The following is a 2,611-nucleotide window of genomic DNA, read 5'->3' on the forward strand; positions in this document are numbered from 1 at the left end:
AATGGATATTGCTTATAATCTTATTACTACCTCCGCTATACATCATTTATATGACGTTTCGAATGAATAAAGTTGCTCGTGAAACATTGAGTAATCACTCTCCATACGTTCTTATATTAGGTGCAAAGTTATTTGGAGATAGACCGTCTTTATCTCTTCAAAATCGTTTGGATATAGCGTTGGAATATTTACATGCTCACCCTGAGGTGAAAGTAATTGTTTCAGGTGGTCAAGGGGAAGATGAAGATATACCGGAAGCTCACAGTATGAGAAACTATTTAATGGTACATGGTATAGATGAGAATCGTATTTTAATTGAAGACCGCTCTACAAATACGTATGAAAATTTAAAGTTTAGTATGGATTTATATGATGTAAAGCATGCGGTAGTTGTAAGTAATACGTATCATTTATATCGAACGAAAATAATTGCAAAGCGTTTAGGGATAAAGATGGAAGCTTTGGCTGCTGAAACACCGAGACGCTCTAAGAAAAAAGCGTATGTGCGTGAATATGCTGCAATTATGAAAACAATATTGTTCGACCGTTAGAGCTCAAATGAGAGCTCTTTTTTTGTATAATAAAGCGTATCATTTGAAATGAATGCTATATTCCATCAAAATAAAGGAAACAACATGAAAGGAGTTGTGTCTGTGATTCAATTTAATCATGTGTCAAAAGCGTATGAAGATGGCACAAAAGCAGTGGATTCATTACATTTAGAAATTAAAAAAGGAGAATTTTTTGTTCTCATTGGTCCGAGTGGTTGCGGGAAAACAACGACAATGAAGATGATTAACCGTTTAATTGAAACGACGGAAGGATCAATTTTAATCGATGGAAAAGATATTCAACAATATAACATAAACGAACTACGTTGGAATATAGGGTACGTGTTGCAGCAGATTGCGCTGTTTCCACATATGACAATTGCTGAAAATATTGCAGTTGTCCCTGAAATGAGAAAATGGACCAAAAAGGAAATAAAAGCACGTGTCGATGACTTGCTACAGATGGTTGGGCTCGATCCAGATGTATATCGTGATCGTATGCCGGATGAATTGTCGGGAGGGCAGAAACAACGTGTTGGTGTCGTACGGGCATTAGCCGCAAACCCGAAAATTGTACTTATGGACGAACCATTTAGTGCGTTAGATCCGTTAAGTAGGGAGCAGCTTCAGAAGGATATCGTACAACTGCAAAAAAAGATTCAAAAAACAATCGTGTTCGTAACGCACGATATGCAAGAGGCTTTATCACTTGGTGATCGTATTTGTGTAATGAAAGAAGGAAAAGTTGTTCAATTAGATACACCAGAAGGAATTATACATAACCCGAAAAATGAGTTTGTAGAGGAGTTCATTGGAAATCGTGGACGACCTTGGTATGAGGGGAAGAGTATAGAAGAGGTATTGCCGCGAGACGAGGGTATACGAGTTGAAGGGAATGCTTTATCTTTACATTCGTCATTACAAGAAGCACTAGTCCGCTTACAAACTGAAGAGTCAGTGCCGGTTGAAGAGCATGGTCAATATGTTGGAGCGTTAACAAGTCGTCATATTGTCAATTACATTGTTGAACAAATGAAGGAAAGAGGCTAAACAGTGACTGATTTTATTCAAACGTTCCAAGAACGAAAAGTAGAATTGCTAAGTGCATTAAGTGAGCATTTACAAATATCGCTTATTTCACTATTTTTTGCAGTAATTATTGCAGTGCCGCTCGGCATTATATTAACGAGAAAAGAACGAATGGCTGAATTTATTATAGGGACTTCTGCTGTTATGCAGACAGTGCCCTCACTTGCTTTACTTGGACTATTAATTCCGTTAGTAGGAATTGGAAAACTGCCAGCTATAATCGCATTAGTTGTGTATGCACTATTACCTATTTTACGAAATACATATACAGGAATACGGGAATTAGATGAATCACTTATAGAAGCGGCGAGAGCTATGGGGATGAATAGCTGGAAAAGATTATGGAAGGTAGAGCTTCCGCTCGCATTGCCAATTATTATGGCTGGTATTCGTACAGCAATGGTATTAATTGTTGGAACGGCTACATTAGCTGCTTTAATAGGCGCTGGTGGGCTCGGTAAGCTCATATTATTAGGCATAGATCGAAATGACCATGCGCTTATCATTTTAGGGGCCGTACCAGCTGCGTTACTCGCTTTATTCTTTGATATAGTACTTCGCATACTTGAGAGCCCGAAACGCTCTTCTAAGCGCGTTATATTGACGATATGTATAGTTGTAGTAATGATAGCTGCTCCATTTCTTTGGAATACCGAAAAGAAAGACATAGTTATTGCTGGTAAACTTGGATCTGAACCAGAAATATTAATTCAAATGTACAAGCAACTTATTGAACAGGATACAGATTTACAAGTGGAATTAAAGCCAGGCCTTGGAAAAACAGCATTTGTATTCGAAGCGTTAAAATCAGGTGAAGTAGATATATACCCAGAATTTTCAGGTACAGCTTTATCTACTTTCGTGAAAGAAGAACCGAAAAGTACAAATCGTGATGAAGTATATGAACAAGCTCGTATTGGAATGGAAAAGAAATATAATATGGTTATGTTAAAGCCAATGGGGTATAACAA

General features: G+C 37.5%; 3 protein-coding genes. All 3 read left to right on the forward strand.

The annotated features are described in order from the left end of the window. The coding region (locus tag AB3X49_RS21095) for a YdcF family protein (protein WP_367964542.1) at nt 1–551 on the forward strand (551 nt) is incomplete at its 5' end. 102 nt (nt 552–653) lie between these two features. Then, nucleotides 654–1,601 carry an ABC transporter ATP-binding protein gene (locus AB3X49_RS21100; protein WP_367964544.1) on the forward strand — a complete coding sequence of 316 codons (948 nt, stop codon included), beginning with the start codon at nt 654–656 and terminating at the stop codon, nt 1,599–1,601. A gap of 3 nt (nt 1,602–1,604) precedes the next feature. Next, nucleotides 1,605–2,611 (forward strand): ABC transporter permease/substrate-binding protein (locus tag AB3X49_RS21105; protein ID WP_367964546.1); only part of this gene is annotated, 1,007 nt, incomplete at its 3' end.

The sequence above is a fragment of the Bacillus sp. C30 genome (assembly GCF_040838255.1).
Lineage (GTDB): Bacteria > Bacillota > Bacilli > Bacillales > Bacillaceae_G > Bacillus_A > Bacillus_A mycoides.